General features: G+C 43.0%; 20 protein-coding genes, 1 tRNA gene and 1 pseudogene. 11 read left to right on the top strand and 11 right to left on the bottom strand.

What is annotated here, in order from left to right; translation table 11 throughout:
• Nucleotides 1–201 precede the first annotated feature (201 nt).
• Nucleotides 202–1,650 (top strand): amino acid carrier protein, encoded by a 1,449-nt coding sequence (locus AC58CZ_RS00565; protein ID WP_494223667.1) that lies wholly within the window; start codon nt 202–204, stop codon nt 1,648–1,650.
• A 73-nt stretch (nt 1,651–1,723) separates the two neighbouring features.
• Here AC58CZ_RS00565 and AC58CZ_RS00570 read toward each other — a convergent pair whose 3' ends face one another.
• The 5 genes from AC58CZ_RS00570 to AC58CZ_RS00590 all read right to left on the bottom strand — a co-directional run bounded on the left by AC58CZ_RS00570 (nt 1,724) and on the right by AC58CZ_RS00590 (nt 5,849).
• Nucleotides 1,724–2,473, bottom strand: coding sequence for a glutathione S-transferase N-terminal domain-containing protein (locus AC58CZ_RS00570; protein ID WP_494223666.1), 750 nt, complete (start codon nt 2,471–2,473; stop codon nt 1,724–1,726).
• Nucleotides 2,474–2,653: 180 nt separating this feature from the next.
• Nucleotides 2,654–2,986 (bottom strand): protein tyrosine phosphatase family protein, encoded by a 333-nt coding sequence (locus AC58CZ_RS00575; protein WP_071003008.1) that lies wholly within the window; start codon nt 2,984–2,986, stop codon nt 2,654–2,656.
• Between the two features lie 73 nt (nt 2,987–3,059).
• Nucleotides 3,060–3,386: a protein tyrosine phosphatase family protein gene (locus tag AC58CZ_RS00580; RefSeq protein ID WP_058025715.1), complete on the bottom strand. Its 327-nt coding sequence runs from the start codon at nt 3,384–3,386 to the stop codon at nt 3,060–3,062.
• 225 nt (nt 3,387–3,611) lie between these two features.
• Nucleotides 3,612–5,321, bottom strand: a complete 1,710-nt coding sequence (locus tag AC58CZ_RS00585) for a SulP family inorganic anion transporter (protein WP_494223665.1) — start codon at nt 5,319–5,321, stop codon at nt 3,612–3,614.
• Nucleotides 5,322–5,375: 54 nt separating this feature from the next.
• The gene (locus tag AC58CZ_RS00590) at nt 5,376–5,849 is read right to left on the bottom strand and encodes a metalloregulator ArsR/SmtB family transcription factor (RefSeq protein WP_494223664.1); all 474 of its coding nucleotides are present in this window, start codon (nt 5,847–5,849) and stop codon (nt 5,376–5,378) included.
• 182 nt (nt 5,850–6,031) lie between these two features.
• Between AC58CZ_RS00590 and AC58CZ_RS00595 the strand changes: the two genes are divergently transcribed.
• Entirely contained in the window at nt 6,032–6,904 is an 873-nt protein-coding gene (locus tag AC58CZ_RS00595) for an MBL fold metallo-hydrolase (protein WP_494223663.1), read from the top strand.
• 140 nt (nt 6,905–7,044) lie between these two features.
• A complete protein-coding gene (gene trxA, locus AC58CZ_RS00600; RefSeq protein WP_494223662.1) occupies nt 7,045–7,482 on the top strand; it encodes a thioredoxin in 438 nt (145 codons plus the stop codon).
• A gap of 139 nt (nt 7,483–7,621) precedes the next feature.
• On the opposite strand, the gene AC58CZ_RS00605 is transcribed toward trxA, so the two are convergent.
• The 4 genes from AC58CZ_RS00605 to AC58CZ_RS00620 all read right to left on the bottom strand — a co-directional run bounded on the left by AC58CZ_RS00605 (nt 7,622) and on the right by AC58CZ_RS00620 (nt 9,990).
• Nucleotides 7,622–8,023, bottom strand: a complete 402-nt coding sequence (locus tag AC58CZ_RS00605; RefSeq protein WP_494223661.1) for a hypothetical protein — start codon at nt 8,021–8,023, stop codon at nt 7,622–7,624.
• Between the two features lie 185 nt (nt 8,024–8,208).
• Nucleotides 8,209–8,568, bottom strand: coding sequence for a SirB2 family protein (locus AC58CZ_RS00610; RefSeq protein ID WP_186473680.1), 360 nt, complete (start codon nt 8,566–8,568; stop codon nt 8,209–8,211).
• Nucleotides 8,569–8,628: 60 nt separating this feature from the next.
• A complete protein-coding gene (locus AC58CZ_RS00615; RefSeq protein WP_058025709.1) occupies nt 8,629–8,949 on the bottom strand; it encodes a BolA family protein in 321 nt (106 codons plus the stop codon).
• Nucleotides 8,950–9,177: 228 nt separating this feature from the next.
• Complete coding sequence (locus tag AC58CZ_RS00620) at nt 9,178–9,990, bottom strand: M48 family metalloprotease (protein WP_494223660.1); 813 nt, start codon at nt 9,988–9,990, stop codon at nt 9,178–9,180.
• Nucleotides 9,991–10,573: 583 nt separating this feature from the next.
• On the opposite strand from AC58CZ_RS00620, the gene AC58CZ_RS00625 reads away from it, so the two are divergent.
• Nucleotides 10,574–10,648: transfer RNA gene (locus tag AC58CZ_RS00625), tRNA-Gly, on the top strand.
• Nucleotides 10,649–10,889: 241 nt separating this feature from the next.
• Here AC58CZ_RS00625 and AC58CZ_RS00630 read toward each other — a convergent pair.
• Nucleotides 10,890–11,999: pseudogene (locus AC58CZ_RS00630) on the bottom strand (IS3 family transposase).
• A gap of 463 nt (nt 12,000–12,462) precedes the next feature.
• Between AC58CZ_RS00630 and AC58CZ_RS00635 the strand changes: the two are divergent.
• The 4 genes from AC58CZ_RS00635 (at nt 12,463) to AC58CZ_RS00650 (ending at nt 14,687) form a co-directional block, all read left to right on the top strand.
• Nucleotides 12,463–12,822: a hypothetical protein gene (locus tag AC58CZ_RS00635; RefSeq protein ID WP_058023797.1), complete on the top strand. Its 360-nt coding sequence runs from the start codon at nt 12,463–12,465 to the stop codon at nt 12,820–12,822.
• Between the two features lie 185 nt (nt 12,823–13,007).
• On the top strand, nt 13,008–13,736 hold the full coding sequence (locus AC58CZ_RS00640) for a BLUF domain-containing protein (RefSeq protein ID WP_289115065.1): 729 nt from the start codon (nt 13,008–13,010) through the stop codon (nt 13,734–13,736).
• Nucleotides 13,737–13,740: 4 nt separating this feature from the next.
• Nucleotides 13,741–14,274, top strand: coding sequence for a GTP-binding protein (locus tag AC58CZ_RS00645; protein WP_494223659.1), 534 nt, complete (start codon nt 13,741–13,743; stop codon nt 14,272–14,274).
• Nucleotides 14,275–14,282: 8 nt separating this feature from the next.
• A complete protein-coding gene (locus AC58CZ_RS00650) occupies nt 14,283–14,687 on the top strand; it encodes a roadblock/LC7 domain-containing protein (RefSeq protein ID WP_143506577.1) in 405 nt (134 codons plus the stop codon).
• Between the two features lie 86 nt (nt 14,688–14,773).
• Here AC58CZ_RS00650 and AC58CZ_RS00655 read toward each other — a convergent pair whose 3' ends face one another.
• Complete coding sequence (locus tag AC58CZ_RS00655; protein ID WP_075107146.1) at nt 14,774–15,679, bottom strand: LysR family transcriptional regulator; 906 nt, start codon at nt 15,677–15,679, stop codon at nt 14,774–14,776.
• A gap of 159 nt (nt 15,680–15,838) precedes the next feature.
• Between AC58CZ_RS00655 and AC58CZ_RS00660 the strand changes: the two genes are divergently transcribed.
• From AC58CZ_RS00660 to AC58CZ_RS00670, 3 genes are all read left to right on the top strand, one after another.
• The gene (locus AC58CZ_RS00660) at nt 15,839–16,552 is read left to right on the top strand and encodes a pirin family protein (RefSeq protein ID WP_494223658.1); all 714 of its coding nucleotides are present in this window, start codon (nt 15,839–15,841) and stop codon (nt 16,550–16,552) included.
• Between the two features lie 67 nt (nt 16,553–16,619).
• Nucleotides 16,620–17,573 carry a pirin family protein gene (locus AC58CZ_RS00665; protein ID WP_494223657.1) on the top strand — a complete coding sequence of 318 codons (954 nt, stop codon included), beginning with the start codon at nt 16,620–16,622 and terminating at the stop codon, nt 17,571–17,573.
• Nucleotides 17,574–17,780: 207 nt separating this feature from the next.
• Entirely contained in the window at nt 17,781–18,392 is a 612-nt protein-coding gene (locus tag AC58CZ_RS00670) for a nitroreductase family protein (RefSeq protein WP_058025043.1), read from the top strand.
• Nucleotides 18,393–18,432: the final 40 nt, after the last annotated feature.

The following is an 18,432-nucleotide window of genomic DNA, read 5'->3' on the forward strand; positions in this document are numbered from 1 at the left end:
GTTTTTATAGGAATTTTTCTATAGAATAGCGCCTAAAGTTTAAAAACCAGTCATTTTGATGAGTGAACAAAGCAATTTCTCTTGAAAAATGTCATCATCTACGTTACAAATGCGCCATTTTCGTTACAAATACGGGTCTTAGATGCGATAATAAGCCCAATAAAACCTATCATAGCGTCATGAACTATAAGGAAAATAGGCATGGAATATATAGAATCTTTTTTTGCCCTAGTCGGGGATCTAACATGGGGCTGGGCACTCGTGCCTATGTTAATTATTTTTGGTTTATTATTTACCATTGTGGGCAGGTTCGCTCAGTTTACATATTTTAAACGTATGTTCCGTGTGTTTAAGACGGACGAAGTAGGAGACGACGGCATTTCTGCCCGTCAGGCGTTGCTCGTGTCGATCGGCGGACGTGTTGGCGGTGGTAACATTGCTGGTGTTGCCGTTGCAATCTCTTTAGGTGGTCCCGGTGCAGTTTTTTGGATGTGGGTTGTGGCACTCATCGGCATGATGACCAGTATTGTTGAATGTAGCTTGGCTCAGCTTTACAAGCGCAGAGATAATGATGGTAACTTTCGCGGCGGCCCTGCAACTTATATTTTACACGGTTTAGGTAAAGATTATCGTTGGCTCGCTGTCATTTATGCTATTGCTTTACTACTGTCTTTTTCCATTGGATTTATCGCATTCCAAGGTAATACGGTAGCAGGTTCCGCGCTTGAAAGCTTCGGGATTGATCGCTGGATATCAGGTGCGGTACTGGTGGTTGCGGGTGGATTTATCGTCTTTGGTGGTATCCAGCGTATTGCAAAAGTCGCTGACGTTGTGATTCCTGTAATGGCGCTGATTTACATTGGGATGGCAGTAATTATCATCGTGTTGAATATCGCCGATCTGCCTGCACTGATGGCAATGATTGTCAAAAATGCATTTGGTATTGAATCCGTCGTTGGTGGCGGTATCGGTGTGGCGATTGAGCAAGGCATGAAGCGCGGCCTGTTCTCTAATGAGGCAGGTTTGGGTTCTGCGCCTAACATTGCCGCCACTGCTTATGCCACGCATCCAGTCAGTCAAGGTATCTCGCAGTCACTATCAGTATTTATCGATACGATTGTTGTGTGTAGTGCCACGGCATTTATGATTTTGCTCAGCGGCGTTTATCAGCCAGGTGCCGAAGTTGATGGTATTGTACTGGCGCAGCAAGCGCTCACCGCTCAGCTTGGTGATTGGTCACAGTACGTGTTAACCATCTCGCTACTATTGTTTGCATTAAGCTCGATCATGTATAACTACTACATGGGCGAAAATGCGATTAACTTCTTGGTTAAGAAGAATACTAAAACGGCAACCTTGGTGTTGCGTGTTGTGGTGATTGCGATCTTGTTCTTGGGCGCAGTAGCACCTGCGGCAACCACCGTGTTCTTCTTCGCCGATCCATTGATGGGCGTACTGGCACTTGCCAACTTATTGGCCTTGATTATGCTGTTCCCGCGTGCCAAGCGCTTACTTGACGACTTTGCCCGTCAATTAAAATCAGGCATCAAAGAGCCGTTATTCGATGCGCAAGAGTATGAGAAATTAGATCTCGATCTGAGTGCATGGGGCAAAAAAGCAGTAAAAGAGGCATTAGAGCAAAAACAGTAAAACGTTATGCTTGAAGTCTTATCAGATAAAAAACCACTTTAGCTTGGCTAAAGTGGTTTTTTTGTGGAAAGTGTTATTTAGCCGACAATATACCCGATAACGAGACAACCTCACCGGCTTCATCTTCTTCGATAATCCGTGTCTCTTGCAGTGCTGCTTGAATCCAAGCCTTGATATGCGGGTTGTTCAGCATGGTCTGGCAATACTGCTTAGTCAGTGGTTGCAAAGTGATATTGGATGCATCAGCATAGGTCTGTAATCGCAACACCACTGGGGCAAAAAAGACATCAGCTGCTGTGAAATGTCCAAACAAATAACTGTTCGTCGAACGTCCTTTTAAGCAATCGGCAAAGATAGCCTCAATACGAGCAATATCAGATAAGCACGCACTGCTCGGTTGTATTTTAGCAGTTGCTCTGATATTCATCGGCATCTCATTACGAATACCTGATAATCCTGAATGCATCTCAGCAATGATGCTTTGGCAATAGGCGCTGTTGATTCTATTTTGATGGTCAGTTTGAGCGTTAGTGTCAGGCTTATTGATGCCTGTCCAAATATTGATATCCGTAAAATACTCATTAACATACATCGCAATGGCTAACGTATCCCAAACAGTGACTTTTTCATTGCCTTCACCGTAGACCAATACAGGGACTTTTCCTGTTGGTGAATGCGCCTCAAGTATTGGGCGGGCTGAGGGATCAAACAATTCAATCAGCTGCTCGTCAAAGTCAACATTGAACGCTTTTAAGAGTAACCATGCCCGTAGCGACCAAGAGGAGTAGTTTTTATTGCCGATAATCAGTAGTGGTTTTTGCATTTTTAAATCCTATTCAACGATCACAGTGACTTTTGATTATGTACTCAATGTCAAAAATTAACCAGTCTATAACTTGCGTGATATCTCTATCATTCAAATGATATCCCAAAAAACGCCCATCCAATATATGGACGGGCGTTTTCAGTTTTAAGTAGGACATTTCGTTAATTTGGCGAAAGACTAATCGTCTAATAAATCCATTTGCTTGGCGGCTTCATAGATACCGTTTGAGCGGTTGCCCGTACGGCAAAAGATAAGCATTGGCTGCTCAGCTTGGTTAAAGAAATCTGCAAATGCTTCGACATGCTGCTGCGTCAAGCCATTACCTGAGAATGAAATCTCTTTATAAGCAAGTCCTGCTTCCTTAGCTGCAGCTTCAATCTCTGCACTGGTTGGCTGATTTGGTTCTTCACCGTCAGGACGGTTGTTGATAATGGTTTTGAAGCCGTTTTCGGCAATCATAGGCACTTGGTCAGGGGTGATCTGTCCGGTAAAGCTAACTTCATGGCTCATAGGAGCTCCTTTTTTATTGGTTGAGTTGGTGGTGTAAAATACATTTATGATTGAGCCAAAGCGAGCAATATGACTATAGCAAGCCCTGCATCAATGCGCTTTGATACAGCAGTTTGGCGCGTGCGCCCGTACCGCAAAACATCAATATGGGCTTTGGCATCGCATGATAAAACTCAGCAAACTGCTCTACGGTCAGCATACTCAAGCGCTCATCATCGAATGGTAGATGATGATAGGTTAAGTTTGCTTCTTTTGTGGCAGTTGCCAAATCACAGCTGTTTGGCTGCGTTTCGATCTCAGCGTCTGGACGTATATTGAGTACTGAGCGATAGCCAAGCTCGGCAATTTTGATACATTGGCTTGGATAGATTTGCTTATAAATCGTTAGGTCATCGGTCATAAATAGCTTCAGTTATCGTTATTAATATATATTTATTATTGAGCTCGTGGCAGAGATGATAAAAATAAGGTCATGCATTGTAGAGACTGAAACGACGGGTGATATGTGTTTATGTACCATTAGCCTATGTTCAGTCAATCTAGCATAACACAGGCTCTATCATAGCGATATTGTACGATAGACGACAGTAGCGATTGAAAGTGCGGTACAAAAATAATGACGCAGCTAAATGTCCTTCAAGGCATCGACGGCATCTAACGTACTGAGATATACCTGCCCTGACAGCTCACTAATGAGCGGGGTCTGCCCGATGATATCCATGACAGGGCCCTTAATAAAACTAAAATGTAAGCGCTTGTTTTGCAGCGCAAGCTCTTTATTTAAGGTACTGAGCATCTCTTGTGCTGTCAGATCAATATGATTGACCGCTGCCATGATCAAAATAATTTCCTGCGCTGCTGGATATTGCTGCATGGCATTTAGAATACGGCGGTGTACCGATTCACTATTGCCAAAAAACAGACTCTCATCGATACGCAGCATCAATAAATTGTCAAAAGTCACCACATCGTGACGATTGATATTGCGAAAGTGTCCGATACCGCCCAGCTGTCCCACGATGGCGACATGTGGCTTACTTGATTGCCAGATGAGACTGGCGAATGACACCATTAGCCCAATAACCAAACCCGTATTTAGCCCAAATATGAGCACACCGACGAACGCTGCCAAAAAGCTAGCCCCATCCAAGCGATCGCGTTGCCAAGCAGACTTTAAAGTGGCAATATCTATCAGACCAATGATAGAGGCCATGATGGTTGCACCGAGTAACGCATAAGGCAAGGGTGCAAGCGCATTACTAAAGGCAATCAGCGCGGCAATCATTACCAGCACCGTCACAAGGCTGGCAAGGGGTGTCTTTGCACCTGAATCCGCATTGATCGCCGTGCGTGAAAAGCCACCTGCGACCGCAAAGCTCTGGAACAGTCCGCCAGATAGATTGGCAAGACCAAGACCCGTCAGCTCATGGTTGGCATCGAAGCTCTCACCGCGCAAGCGTGCGTAAGTACTGGCAACGGAACTGCTAGAGACAAAGACGATCAGTGCCATCAATCCTGCGGTCGGCAAGAGTTTGAGCGCTTCTTGTAGGTCGGTCATATGCGGTAGTGTAAAGCTGGGTAGACCTTGTGGAATACGACCAATGGTCGCAACCCCTAACGAATTCCAGTGTAATAGCATACTTAGAACGATAGCAATACCCAGTAAAACCAATGGAAATAAACGTTCGGCCCATTTGGCATACGATGATGACAGCCACGTTCGCCATACCCATTGACTCGCATAGCGGTTAGCGACCAAAAGTACAAACGCGATAATACCAATCACTAAGGTCAGCGGATGCACCTGACTGGCATAGCGCTGCATGGTAGATAAATAGCCAACCAAGCTGCTACCAGCGATAGGTATCGCCATCAGATACTTTAGCTGACTGACAAAGATAAGCACTGCCGCGCCGCTCACAAACCCTGCTGAGACGCCGCGACTGATAAACTGCATAATCCAGCCAAGCTTTAGTCGCCCTGCAATCCACAGCAATGCCCCTACCATTAATGCCAATAAACTCGCCATCAGGGCATACTGCTCTGTGCCTTGCTCAGCATAAGGCAGTAGACCACTGGCCGTCATGATGGCAGTGATCGCGACGGGCCCAACAGCTTGTACGTTGCTAGAACCAAGCCAAGCATAGACGAGTACAGGCACGATCGCAGAATACAGACCATACACGGGCTGTAGACCAGCAAGTACCGCATAACCTAGGCTTTGTGGTATCACCAGTACGCCCACCACCAGTCCTGCGACCAGATCAGTCGGTAATGCTGTGAGTTGGTATTGGCGCAGCCAAGTAGGAATCAGACGTGCAGCGATAGAAGACATATCAATACATCACCAAGATAGAAAGCAGTATAAAACAGTCAGGCGAGTACGGCATTATTCGGTTTTGGCACAAAATCTCTGATAAAGCAGATCTAATACGGCTAAAGCATCATCACTTGCGATACGATAGTAAATTTGCTTGCCCTCACGGCGAGTGGCAACCAGCTCATCCTTACGCAAGATACCCAGTTGCTGCGACAAGCTTGGCTGTCCAACACCAACCAACCCCTCAAGCTCACCGACGCAGTACTCACCTTGTGTCAACTGACAAAGTAAAAGTAGGCGATCAGGATGAGAGAGCGACTTTAGTAATTGGCTGGCCTGCATCGATGCTTGCTGCATTTGTTTGGCAAGATCAATAGATGAAAAGTCGGCGCTATCAGAGGAGGTATCATGGTGAGCGCTGTGAGTAGATGTACTCATTGGTGAAGTAGAAGTAGCCAGAATAAGCTCCTTATATAATAGGGCAGTCACTGCCATATTATTTTTAATAATATATGGTTGATTATCAATGATATCGCGCCACATAGCAAGATATCGTTATTTACATTATATAAATTGATAAAATGTATTGCAGTTGCTATATTAGTAATAACAAATAAATCGTAATGATAAGCAATCATTATATACGACTCGATATCATACTTAAGCGTTAATTGAATATAAAAACCACATTGCCACAACACTCATAAATAGACAAAGAGGCAGCCATGCAAGTTCATTCTTTCTTAGATAGAGACACAGAAACCTACACACATGTACTGGCTGATGTCGAGCAGCAGCTATGTGCCATGATTGATCCAGTATTAAACTTTGATGCAAAATCAGGCAGGACGAGCACAAGCAGCGTTGACGAGGTCATTGAGTTCGTACGTGAGCGCGGTTGGGCGCTGAAATACATTATTGAGACGCACGCTCATGCGGATCATTTATCGGCGGCGATCCATGTCAAAGAAAGCCTTGGTGGACAATTGGTCATCGGTCAGCACATCACTGAAGTACAAAAAATATTTAAGCAAATCTTTAACTTTGATACCAGTTTCCGCACCGATGCCAGTCAGTTTGATATTTTGACGGACGATGGTGAGACACTAGCGCTTGGTGATATTACGATTACCGCAATATATGTGCCGGGTCATACCCGTGCCGATATGGCTTATGTGGCGGCTGATAATGAGAAAACAGTGGTCTTCGTCGGCGATACGTTATTTGCCCCTGATGTGGGCACGGCTCGTTGTGATTTCCCAGGCGGTGACGCAAAGACGCTTTATCGCTCTATCCAAAAACTGCTCGCACTCCCTGAAGATACTGTGATGTACTTGTGTCATGACTATCCGCGTGAGAGTCGCCAGCACTGCCCAACGACTACCGTTGCGGCGCAAAAATTAGAAAATATCCATGTCAAAGACAGTATCAACGAAGCAGAGTTTGTGCAAATGCGTGAGCGCCGCGATGCGACCTTGGACATGCCGCGTCTGATTATACCAGCGGTACAAGTGAATATTGATGCGGGGAACTTTCCCGCGCCAGAGGACAACGGTACGCGCTATCTAAAAGTACCTATCAATGTCCTTGGTGAATAAATCAAAGCGTGTCACGCCCTAAAAAATATGATATATCGTATCGCGCTGTAGGGTAGGCACTTATCTATAAATGACTATGCTAAAATTATTGATACAAACCGATCGAGACACTCCAGAACAATTAAAATAGGACACAGATAATGAGTGAACACAGTTTTCATTTAGTATGCCTGCATTGCCAGGCCACCAACCGTGTTCCGGCTGCACGGCTAAGCGCTGCACCGAAATGCGGTAAATGTAGTCAATCATTATTGACCGCAAGCACGCATGAGCTTAATGCACAAACGGCCAATAAGGTTATCCAAAAAAACGACGTATTGACCATCGTAGATTTTTGGGCGAGCTGGTGCCAGCCGTGCATTATGATGGCACCAGAGTTCAAGACGGCTGCTGGTCAATTGCCGCAGGTAGTGTTTGCCAAAGTACAGACGGATAAATACGAGCAAGCGGCAGCCCCTTATAATATCCGAAGCTTACCGACGATGGTTGCCTTCAGAAATGGTAAGGAAGTCGCGCGTCAGTCAGGCACACTACCAAGCAATCAAATCATCCAGTGGGTGCAAAGCCTGCAGGCGTAGGGCTTAGTAAAGTAGTATTACTCAGATTAGAGTATGACTCATAAAAGTTATAGCTATAAAAAAGCCAATATGCTGAGCGCGTATTGGCTTTTTTGTTATGTCACGATTCTATATTAACGAGAGTGCAGATCGCTAAATCTTATTCACCATAAATCTTGATGCCATTGGCAAAACTACAACGTTGAATACGGGCAGATTGGATAATCGCATCGCGCTCACCATAGAGCCGCGATAACTTTGCGTCACGCGCTTTGGTATTATTGCTTTTGCCAACCCCAAAGCTAATATTGGGAGAGATACCCCAGCGTCCTGCAGAAATCCCCACGCCCACGCCGGACGCTGCAAAAGTAGATTGCTCATTGCGCGCCGCTTCGACATAACGGTTGACGCGATTGTATTCTTGGCTCAATGCTTGGCAATCATAGTTTTGATAAGTGCTGGGCGGCACATATTGCGGCGTGACATTGCCCGTAGAGGCACAGCCTGAGAGCGCAAAAACGCCAACTGTTGCCAGTAGTGTCGCTGTGGTGAACGTTTTCATAGTGGCTCCATTAGGCTAAGTGATTGTATTTATATCTATTTAAGATAGCAAAAATAGCATGTTTAAGATATTGAAAAAATATAAATGGTTAAATATTTTATTGTCTTATCAATACGGCTGCTTGTGCGATAGCAGTACGATATTTACTCAAAATATTAAAGCGCTGCTACAACGACAATTGCTTATCAGAATAGGTTGGCGGGTTTGGCAAAGGCGAGTATTACAATGCCAACATATGCGATAGCTGAAATCAGGATACCTGTTTTGCTCTGAGTGGGTGTCGCATGGGCATTAAAGGCTTTGATGCTTGAGCTAATCGCTGCGATAAGTAAGATGATTTTGGCAAATACCCACTGTACAGGCGCATTAACACTCATCAGTTGCATGAGCATGATCGCACCTGACAGGATCAGTAATGCATATATAATATGAGTGGCGATTTTGACCACGCGTGGCGCGCGTCTATTTGCGCTGAGCACTAAGTAGCTCTGATATAAGAACAGCACAATGGTCAGTACTGCCATCAGCATGTGTAGATGTTTCATCGAATATTGCTCCTGCTAGAACTGCATTATATGGGCTTATTTAAAAAATTTTATTGTCAGCTATTTATTTTGACCCGCGCATAATGGACTGTCAGGGCTTTGACCTTGCCACTCTGTCGGTGTATAAGCATGAATGGCTAAGGCATGTACTTGACCGCCTTGTGACGTCAATAAAGGCGTAACCAATCCATATATTAGCTGATGACGCCCGACCAGTCGCTTGCCCTCGAATGCCTCACTGACAATAGTGAGCTTAAAGTGGCTTTCTTTGCCTTCGAAATAGCCAGCATGGGCCATTGACTCATTGATTAGTTCAATGTGCTGCGGCTCTAGAGCCTGTAGCTTGGCATGAAGTGCATCGGCGGTAGGTGTAGTGCTCATAACAATCCTTCAATGTATATTGCGCAATTCTATTAGGCAATCTGCAAATGATATCTATCGGCATTATAGCAGACATAGAAACCAGTATAGCGCGCGTTTTAAGACCTCTTAAATTGTGACAACCATAAATAGTAAAAGTAAAAAAGCAAAGCGCAGCTCAGAGTCTGTACTTTGCTTTTTGGTATTTGCGCACTTCATGAGTCGTAGCTTAATACGCCAAGTCACGTGTTAACGACGCGCCTTTTGATACAGTGGCGTTACTTTTGGCATCAATGATTGTAGCTCCGCGATACGGCTGCTGCTCGTTGGGTGAGTGCTTAGGAATTGAGGCGGCTCGCCTTGGCTCGCACGCTGCATTTTTTGCCATAAAGTAATAGCGGCCTGCGGGTTATAACCTGCGCGCGCCATTAACTCAAGACCAATTTGATCGGCTTCGCTCTCTTGGGTACGACTGTGCGGACGGCTCAAGCCTAGATCGCCAGCAACGCTTGCTAGCTGCGCTTGACCTTGTGATAGACCAAAGATACTAGCAGCAACACCGATACCTGTTTGGGTCGCGTATTCGCGTGAGATGCGTTCACGTGAGTGCTCACGTAATGCGTGAGAGATTTCATGACCCATGATCGCAGCAATCTCATCATCAGTTAAGTTCAAACGGTCAATGATGCCTGAGTAAAACATAACCTTACCACCTGGCATAACAAAAGCATTCAACTGATCAGATTTGATCGTATGTACTTCCCATTTCCATTTTGCTGCATCTGCACGATAAACACCCACTTGGCCTACCAAACGGTTGGCGATATTTTTTAGACGGTTGAGTTGAGCTCTATTGGTGTCTAGTAGACCTTTTGATTTTGCCTCTTGTAGTGTTTTGGTATAGCTCTGTGCTGACAGTTGCAATACCTGCTCGCTAGAAACCAACAATAACTGCTGACGATCGACGCCAACGGCACCTGTATTGGTCGTACTGGTACAGCCTGTCAATGTGAGCGCTGACAATGAAGCCGTCATCACACCAGTGGTCAATAGTTTTTTCATAAAAAGCATCCTCTCGATAAATGGTAAAAAGAAAAATCAAACAAAGTAAATCTCGTTGCAGCAAGTAATGGCGCTATTTTTTATGGCTATTTATCGACGCCCAATCACCTACTAAGACAGTAAAAGCCTGTTTAAGCTATCATTGTAAATAAGTATAATAATGTTAACCAAGTAAAACCAAGATAGGAAAAGTAACAATAGAGCGTATGATTGTAAGTGAAATAGACATTGTTCATAATGAAGTAACGTTTTGCTTTTAATGATAGCAAAAAAATTTATAATCTTTTACAAACGTGATGTAAGGTAAACTGTGGACTGATAGGGTTTAAATGAAGTAGTAGGTATCAATGTCAGAGGATAAACCTTAAAGTGCTATTATTAATATGAAATAATTTATATTTTTCTAAAAGCAATTCCTTCTTTAAATCAATTGCTTATGTGGTATTTTCTCAAAAACGAAGGTCTGGACTGAAAATATCAGCCATAATTTTAAAAAAAGGTGTTGACACCCACAGAATATTTGCTAAAATAGCCAGCCTATCGAGACGGAGTAGTTGTTGACAACACGATGATTCGATAATAAGCGGGAATAGCTCAGTGGTAGAGCATAACCTTGCCAAGGTTGGGGTCGAGAGTTCGAATCTCTTTTCCCGCTCCAAATATGGCTTGAAAAAGCGCAAAAAGCCTCACTTTATAGTGAGGCTTTTTTTTATGCGTAAAATCCGACTTAGCGCTACTTTTTAGATAAATAATGGAAGATAAAGGACAGATCGACGCTCTATGGAAAGAAAACAAGGTAGCAATAGCTGTCATGAGTGCTATGCACTAGACGTATCAACTTAAATACTTGAGTACTTTTGTAAATACCCCATTCTTAACACAACATCATCGTAGAATAATTAAGCCACCTGCCTGTACTCAGTAGGTGTCATATCATTAAGTGAATCATGGGGTCTTTCGTTGTTATAAACCTTGATCCAGTCTTCAGTCAGCTTACTAACCTCGTTTAAATTATTAAAAAGATAACAGTCTAAAACCTCATTGCGGTAACTGCGATTAAACCGTTCAATATAAGCATTCTGATAAGGACAGCCAGGCTCGATATAATCAATATAGATGCCATGAGCTGATGCCCAATCAGTGAATATGCTGGATGTAAACTCGCTGCCGTTATCCACACGAATTTGCTTAGGATAGCCATGCCACTCGGCTAGCTGGTCAAGGTAGCGAATTACTCGAAGTGAGGGCATACTGGTACCAATATCAATACCTAATACTTCACGGTTGTAATCATCAATCACATTAAAGATTCGAAAGCGAATATTGTTGTGTAGTCTGTCGCTCATAAAGTCCATAGACCAAGTATGACCCAATGCATTTGGCACACTTAACGGCTGGGGGTTACGTGCTGGTAGCCGTCTTTTAGACTTACGGCGTAGGTTTAAGTTTAACGCGGTATAAACACGGTGTACTCGCTTATGATTCCATTGATAGCCAAGCTTACGTATGCGTTTAAAGCACTTAGGGAAACCCCAACGATTGTGCTTGTCAGTAAGCTTGTTTAAGACATCAATAATCTCACTATCATCAGATAGCATAGGCTTATAGTAGTAAGCGGTTCGACTCATGCAGACCACCTGACAACTCACTGCAATGCTGACATCATACTGCGCCTGCAATTCTTGCGCCCAGACTTTGCGCTCGGGTACAGGCGCTATAGCTTTTTTATGATCTCTTCGGGCATTTGCGCTTTAAGGCTTAAATCAGCATACATCTGTTTGAGCCTACGGTTTTCTTCTTCAAGCTCTTTTAATCGCTTAACATCAGAGGCTTCCATACCTCCATACTTGGATCTAACTTCGCTATCGCTTCGTCTTGCGTCACTAAAACAGTATCCCAGACTGTTTCTTAACGTTCCTCATTATAAAAGTCGAGCTATCAATCCCGTATTTACGACACAGCTTTTTAGCAGGTATCCCAGCTTCTGCTTCTTTTAATATCGATACGATTTAGGTCTCAGTCATTCGTTTGCTCATATCAAAACTCCTGCTGGTATTTTAGCAGTTAGTTTCTACTTTTAAGTGTTATTATTTTTTGGAGTGATTACCATTTAACGTCAAAAAAGTAGTTTCTAGGCTCTAAAATATAATCATTATCAATTAGTATGATTTTTCCTACCTAGTGGTCGTTATTTCTCCTTGAATGGTCGAGTAGAAATGTGACCTGACCCCGTATATAGAATATAATAACAGTCACTACGGAAATTTGTTTACGATTACGCTATAGTTCCTGTACTTAACAATACATTTAATTATTCGTATTCAATTATCATAATTCCTTAAGTGTAAGTAAGCATATTTAAGTTATACTAATGTTTATATAGTCAATTCAGCTTAGCATAATTTGATATTGCTCGATTATGCAAGTGTCTCTAATCGAGAATTATCTCAACACAGAAAAATAGGAAAAAGTATGTCAAATATCAATGAGTCTTTACAAGAGTTAATGGATCTTGATGGTGCGATGGGTGCCTGCATTGTGGATTATATGTCAGGTATGGTGTTAGGCACGATTGGTGGCGGTGTCGATCTTGAGCTGGCTGCTGCCGGTAACTCACAAGTTGTAAAGGCAAAAGTAGCAACGATGAAATCACTCGACATCAAAGGTGAAATCGAAGATATGTTGATCACACTAGAGTCTCAGCTACACATCATTCGTCCGACAGCCAATCATGAAGATTTATTTATCTACTTAGTACTTGATAAATCAAAAGCGAACCTTGCATTGGCACGCCGTAAAGTACAGTCAATCGAAAGCAAACTAGAAATATAATTTGGCCAAAATCAATTGAGCCAGTCACTAGTTTATTGATTCTGCCTTATTACATCTGATGTATTACCTAGGATACACAATAAGGTCAAATTCGTTATATACAGTATGTATATAACGAATTATTAATTTATATATAGTTATAAGAACTTAATTAAGTTTTAGATGTTCTATCAAATGGTGGCAAAATGAAATGTATTGCATACGTCAGCAGAGTGCCTATCAAATATCGCAGTATTCGTATGCCTAGTGGGTTATCAGACATCATTAGCGTCTCTAGTAAGCACAATCCACAGTCACACATTACAGGCATCATATCCTATCGTGAAGGGCAGTATCTTCAGGTGCTGGAAGGTCCTGATATTGAAGTAGATAGACTGATGGCTAAGATATCATCTGATACTAGGCATGAAAATATCTGGGTTTTTCTGAATAAAAGTGTAACTGAACGTAGCTTTCGTAATTGGGGCATCAGCGTGTTCGACTTTGTGGATCAAGGCACTTTTTTTGATGATTTTATTGAAAAAAATAGCGTTGTCTTAAACAGTTTCGATGAGCAGCAAACAAAACGTATTCAGCCCTTTTTTGATATACACAAGTCTAATACCGCCTCCCAAAAGGATTATAAAGGTAAAAGTCTCAAATTATTGGCTTGGCCTGACCTAAATCATGTCAGTAATCCTCAAATGATTATGGATTTATGTGTCAAACTGACAAAAAAACCTTATCCGTTTGATACATTGGTCGCTAGTGGTGAGTTTGGATCTTCTCCTCAAGTCACAGAAATAATCAATGGGTTTGATCAATCAGGTATACTGAGCGTGACAGAGACACAGCCGTTAGACGAGCCAAAGGTTAATGAAAAAAAGCCTAATAAGTTTTATGGCGCGATCAAGAAATTCTTAGGAATGAGGTAAAAAATTGAATTATCAGAAGTTAGCTATCATTGGTGAGGTAGGTGCTGGAAAAACTCAAATGGTTAAGACGTTGAGTGAAATTAACCCTTTTGAGACAGAGGCAAGATCGAGTATCGATATTGGTAAAGAGTACACGACTGTCGGTATCGATTATGGCAGAATTACTTTATCTGATGATATGGCACTAGGTATCTATGGAGTTCCAGGTCAAGAGCGTTTTTCTTTTTTGTGGGAATTTGTCAACCACTCTTTGTGGGGCTTGCTCATCTTAATCAAGCATGGCGAGACGCCTGATTATGCAAATTTAGATAAACTGCTACACTTTTTTGCACCAGCAAAAAAGCAGACGACCTGTATCGTTGGTATTACTCACTGCGAAGATGCCGATAAACAAAGCGTGGCTGTGCTCGGACAAGAGATCAGAGTCATGCTGATGGAACACGATATAGTCGCGCCTGTGATCAATGTAGATCCAAGAAACAAAGAGTCCGCTGTGTCTCTATTATCATTATTTAATACCCTGAACAATCAAGGTTGATGTTAGATATGACTACACAAAACGAAAAATCACCTGCAAAAATAGCACTTTTGGGTCACATGAAAGCGTTGTGTGAGGCCAATAGAGAAATCATATTGGTCAGCTTATGCACCACAGATGGTTTTCCTATTAGCTGCTTCTCGATCAAAGAGTTGAGCAACCAATCCGACAAGTTTGCGGCGATGAGCAGTACGCTATCAGCGCTCAGCGACTCATCAGCTGCCCAGATGAAACAAGGTAAGTGCGATATCACAATCGTTGAAGCCACGTCTGGCAATATGCTGTTTGTCAAAACAGACTATATCGGCAAACCATGTGTATTGACCGTTGTGGCACAAGACAAGATGGCATTAGCAGAAGCAAGATATAAGACTAAAAAGCTGATTGGTGAAATCTCATCTATTACTGAGTAACGTGAAATTATTGCTAGTAGATCGCTTCTTAAAGTAGCTGCAACGCTATGCTTTGTAAAAGATTAACCTTGCTCAATCAAATCTTATCAAAAATCATCCCAATACGGATGATCACCAAAGCGCTCAGCAATGAAGTCAATTAAATAACGACAACGCTGCGATAAAAACCGATTTTTTGGATAGACGGCATAAGCGTTTAGTATTGGCAATTGATACTGCTGCAAAATCGGTACAAGCTCGCCACGCGCCAGCTTTTTATAAGCGATGAAAGTTGGAATGACAGTAATGCCATGTCCTTTTACTGCCAAATCCGTTAAAAACTCACCATTGGTGGCTTTAATTTTGGCGTTCATCGCGTGATAATGCTTTTTTCCTTGTGCGTCAATCAGCTCTATATTGTTTGTTTGACCAAGACTGTATTGCAAAAACTCATGCCCCTCCAAATCTTCTAATGTATCAGGTGTGCCCATTTTTTTTAAATAGTCGGGGCTGGCGCAGATGACGCAACGAATCCGTGCCAGCGGCTTTGCTTGATAACTAGAATCTCGTAGCTCTCTGATTCGAATAGCCAGCTCATATCCTTCTTCAATCAGATCAACATGCCGATCAGAAAAATCCAATTCAAACTTCAGGTTTGGGTGCTGATTGGCGTATTCATCAATCACATCAGTCAGATGCATAAGACCAAACGATAATGGCGCGGTCATCTTTAGCGTACCCCCAATGCGCGTTGGCGTATCATTGGTAGTCTCGTTCAAGGCATCAACCGCGTTTAAGATACTGTTGACCTGCTGATAATACTGCTCACCTGCTTGTGTCAAGTGAGAGTGGCGCGTCGTACGGCTGATCAACTGAGTGCCTAGGCGCGCCTCCAAGTCTTTTAGGCGGCGGCTAACGGCAGACTTTGCAATATTTAATTGTTCGGCGGCTTTAGTGATGCTGCCTGCCTCGACAATGCGTACAAACATCGCCATGTCTTCTAACTGTCCCATTATCGATGCCTCATTATTGTTCTAATAAAAAGAATAGTTATTTGCACTTATGTCTGTTTATCTCTATATAGTCAACAATTATAATAGATACATTGTTCAATCACGTGAATTAATAACAAATATATAGATAATAAACGTATGGACAGTTAAGGATAAATAATGAAAACGATCTATCATGCAGCAGACTCCCGCGGTAATGCCAATCACGGCTGGCTCAAAAGCCGTCATACTTTTAGTTTTGCCAATTACTATAATCCTGAACGTATTGGCTTCGGGGTGTTACGTGTCATCAATGATGATTTTGTCATTGGTGGTCAAGGGTTCGGCAAGCACTCGCACCGTGATATGGAAATTATCAGCATTCCTCTAGCTGGCAAACTTGCGCATGGCGATAGCATCGGTAATGAGGGCATGATTGAGACGGGTGAGATCCAAGTCATGTCAGCGGGCACAGGCATCACTCATAGTGAAATGAATGGCAGTCGTGAAGAAGCTGTGAGATTTTTACAGATCTGGGTCATGCCAAATAAAATGAGTGTTGCTCCTCGCTATCAGCAAGTGCACATGGGAACCATCATGACGCCCAATGAATTCAATCAGGTGCTATCACCAAATGCAGATGATGCAGGGGTTTGGATTCATCAAGATGCTTGGTTCAGTATGGGAGAGTTTGATGAAGGCGTGACGCAGACCTACCAACTAAACAATCCTAATAATGGTGTTTATATTTTTGTGATTGCAGGAACAGTCGTGATAGACGGTAACATTTTGTCTACTCGAGATGGCCTTGGGGTTTGGGATACTAAGCACTTCACTATGGAAGTGAAAGAGGCGGCAAAAGTATTGCTGATGGAAGTGCCGCTTTCTATGTAGATCACGGATGAGCGCCGTAGCATCGTTCGTTCGCTCGACTAACCGCATACAGATCAAGAGGTGCCACATGACGATTAGAACTCTAGAGCCACGATCAACGGAGGTTGGTGGTGTTCCTATCGCACGGTTATTACCCAATAAAGGCAAACAACCGATTGGCGCATGGTGCTTTTTGGATCATGCAGGGCCAGCTGAGTTTGCTCAAGATGATTTAGGGGTTCAAGTTGGTCGCCATCCGCATACCAATCTACAGACGTTTAGCTGGATGATTGATGGTGAGATTTTACACAAAGACAGCTTGGGTAGCGCGCAAGTCATTGCCAAAAACCAAGTCAACCTCATGACAGCAGGTACTGGGCTGATGCAAGGTATCAGCCATACAGAGCAAAGCGTTTTTTTGGACAATGCTGACTCAGACAATACTGATTCAAGCGTCGCTGCACGTAGTATCAATATGATACAGCTGTGGATTGCTTTACCCACTGACCAGCAGATTGAACGCAGTTTTCATCATTACCCAGAGCTGCCAGCATGGACTGAGGGCAACGTCGAGCTGATTCTGACCACGGGCAGTTACAAATCAGCATTTGGTGAGCACCATCAAGCGCCAACGTTGCAGTACTCAAAGATAGTTGGTATCGATGTACATTTTTTAGAAGATGGAGACGTCACGCTGAATTTGGAGGCGAGCTTTGAGTACGGTATTTTAGTGGTTGTCGGTGCGCTAGAGTTTGAAGGTCAAGTATACAAGAAAGACCAGTTATTACGTTTTCATCGTACAGACGTTTCTAACGATACAACGATAACGCTGGTCGCAAAGAAAGGCACACGTTTGATGTTCATTGGTGGGGAGCCTCTAAGCAACCAAGTATTACTGTGGTGGAATTTTGTCGCTGACAACAAAGAGGAGCTCAAGCAATCGGTCATTGATTGGAACAATGGTCATGAGCGTTTTGGTGAAGTGGATTCTGATATGCAGCGTCTGGTGGCACCAGAACTACCCAAAGGCTTCAAAGGTTAACCACTAATACGCAAAATTTATTAATCTATTTTTCAAAGGTAATCATCATCGTTAAGTTTTTTTACAAAAAATACATGGGGTTTCAGGTAAATTGTTCCGATAATAGCCCACATAAACAAACTATTTCATAAAAACTTGTTGATCATAAGATTGACAAGGTCTATCAACCCAGAGCAAATCATTCCTACAACAATATGGAGAAGTACCATGTCAGAACTAAAAGACTTACAGCAATTAGCAGAAAAGCGCCGTTCTATCTATGCACTAAGCGACCAGTTGCCAGTATCTAACGATGAAGTCGTAAAAGTAGTTGAGCATGCTGTCTTGCATACACCATCATCATTTAACTCGCAATCAACGCGTGTCGTTGTGTTATTCGGCGATGATCATCACAAACTATGGGATATGACTGAAGATGTACTACGTGCAATCGTCGGTGATGAAGAAGCGTTTAAATCTACCAAAGACAAAATTGCTGGCTTTAGAGCGGGTGCTGGTACGGTATTGTTCTTTGAAGATAAAGCAGTGGTGAGAGGCATGCAAGAAGCGGCGCCTTTATATGCTGATAATTTCCCAATTTGGGCAACTCAGACCAACGCGATGCATCAGTACGTCATCTGGACGGCGCTAGCAAGCATTGATGTTGGTGCGAACTTGCAGCACTATAACCCAGTAATCGACCAGAAAGTCGCGAGCACTTGGAACATCGATGCAGATTGGGAACTAAAAGCGCAAATGGTATTTGGTAAGATTGAGCAGCCAGCAGGCGACAAAGAATTCAAGCCACTTGATGAGCGTATGAAAGTATTTGGTGCTTAATGTTGTTGTTTGAGAATAGACAACCTATGGCCTTGCTTAG

It is taken from the genome of Psychrobacter sp. CR212 (assembly GCF_059693765.1).